We start from the raw sequence: 1,185 nt of genomic DNA, 5'->3' as shown, positions 1-1,185 counted from the left end.
CTGGCGTATGTGATCTATACGTCGGGTTCGACGGGGCGGCCGAAGGGTGTGGCGGTCGGTCATGGGGCGTTGGCGAATCTGGTGTCGGTGTTCGGGCCGTTGATGGGGGTGGGTCCGGGTGTTCGGGTGTTGCAGTTCGCTTCGTTCAATTTTGATGCGTCGGTGCTGGATGTGGCGGTGTCGTTGGCGTCGGGTGGGGCGTTGGTGGTGGCGTCGGCGGTTCAGCGGGCTGAGCCTGGTTTGTTGCGGGAGTTGGTGGCCTCGACGGGGGTGACGTCGGCGAGTTTGGTGCCGTCGTTGTTGGCGGTGCTGGATGTGGGGGATCTGGCTGGGGTCGGGTCGATGGTGGTTGGTTCGGAGGGGATTGAGCCGTCGTTGGCGCGGGCGTGGGCGCGGGGTCGCCGGTTGGTGCATGCGTATGGGCCGACTGAGGCGACGGTGATCACGGCGGTGGGCCGGGTGGATCCGGATGGTCGGGGGGCGGTGTCCTTTGGCGGTCCGGTGGCTAATACGCGGATGTTTGTGCTGGATGAGTTCTTGCGGCCGGTGGCTCCGGGTGTCGCGGGTGAGTTGTATGTGGGTGGGGCGCAGCTGGCGCGCGGCTATGTGGGGCGTGCTGCGCTGACGGCGGAGCGGTTTGTGGCTGATCCGTTTGGTGGGGCGGGTGGGCGGTTGTATCGCACGGGGGATGTGGTGCGGTGGACTGCCGGGGGTGAGCTTGTTTTTGTGGGGCGTGCGGATGAGCAGGTGAAGATCCGTGGGTTCCGGATTGAGCCGGGTGAGGTTCGGTCGGTGGTGGCCGGGTGCCCGGGTGTGGCGCAGGCCGCGGTGGTGGTGCGCGAGGATGTTGCGGGGGAGCTGCGGCTGGTCGCGTATGTGGTCGCGGACGGAGATGGGGCGGAACTTCCGGTCCGTGTGGGTGGGTTCGCTGCGGATCGGTTGCCGTCGTACATGGTGCCGTCGGCGGTCGTGGTTGTGGACGCGCTGCCGTTGACCGTCAACGGCAAGCTGGACCACAAGGCACTGCCCGCGCCCGAGTGCGCCACCGGAAGCGGCCGCACCCCCGCCAACCGCCGGGAAGAGATCCTCTGCGAGGTCTTCGCCGAGTCTCTCGGGCTGGAGAGCGTCGGCGTCGATGACAACTTCTTCGCCCTCGGCGGGCACTCCCTCCTCGCCGTCCGCCTG

1 protein-coding gene is annotated in these 1,185 nt (G+C 67.8%); it reads left to right on the top strand.

The window, feature by feature from the left end:
- A partial coding sequence (locus ACFWZ2_RS43660) for an AMP-binding protein (protein WP_384555364.1) occupies positions 1-1,185 on the top strand: 1,185 nt, incomplete at both ends.

Source organism: Streptomyces sp. NPDC059002, from assembly GCF_042740435.1.
Classification (GTDB): Bacteria; Actinomycetota; Actinomycetes; order Streptomycetales; family Streptomycetaceae; genus Streptomyces.
The sequence above is the reverse complement of the archived record's forward strand: the minus strand, read 5'-3'. Positions and strand labels throughout refer to the sequence as shown.